Origin of the sequence: Microbacterium sp. PF5, assembly GCF_004794315.1 — a bacterium.
GTDB classification, from domain to species: Bacteria; Actinomycetota; Actinomycetes; order Actinomycetales; family Microbacteriaceae; genus Microbacterium; species Microbacterium sufflavum.
In genome coordinates, this window is record NZ_SSDQ01000150.1 from 1 (window position 1) to 643 (window position 643).

Below are 643 nucleotides of genomic sequence, written 5' to 3' on the forward strand. Positions count from 1 at the left end.
CACCACGAGGAGGGCCCCATCGCGCTCGCGATCCTGTCGCGCCGGGCCCCGGTCGGACGACGCGCGCAGACGCCGCACCAGCGCGGCGAGCCCCCGCCAGCCCACCAGGAACAGCCCCAGCACGATCGACGCGACCACGATGAAGGGCACCTCGGCCGTGTCGCCGCTCAGCACTCGCAGCAGCATGCCGCCCGCGACCGTGACGACCCACACGACGGCACCCCACGCCAGCGACCACGGTCGCCGCGGTCGTGCCGGGAGCAGCAGCGCCACCGCGTATCCGACCAGCAGCGCGACCAGGAAGGGCCAGGCGGTGAGGAGGAACCCGGCCGGGTCTTCTTGATGGGATGCCCGCCCGATCGCGGCGAAGACCAGGACGAGCACGGCGTCGACGATGAGAGCGGGGAGGTATCTCATGCCCCGACCCTACGCCGCGCCACCGTCATCGGCTCGTCGGCGCGGCGGTCCGCCGTGCGACCGGTGGCACCGCGCGCTCAGGTGTGGCGGACGAACCGCCCCTCGCGCAGCACCGGCACCGCGTCGATCGCATCCAGTGCCGCAGCCTCGACGGGGGCGAGGGGGGTGAGCCCCGCAGCGGTCAGGCGCTCCGTGGCCGCGACGCCCGCCGCGAGCTCGCGCGCGG

General features: G+C 75.1%; 1 protein-coding gene. It reads right to left on the reverse strand.

Features of this window, described 5'->3' with window-relative positions; all coding sequences use genetic code 11:
* A partial coding sequence (locus DW297_RS14695; RefSeq protein ID WP_136033708.1) for a DUF3054 domain-containing protein occupies nt 1-417 on the reverse strand: 417 nt, incomplete at its 3' end.
* Nucleotides 418-643 lie beyond the last annotated feature (226 nt).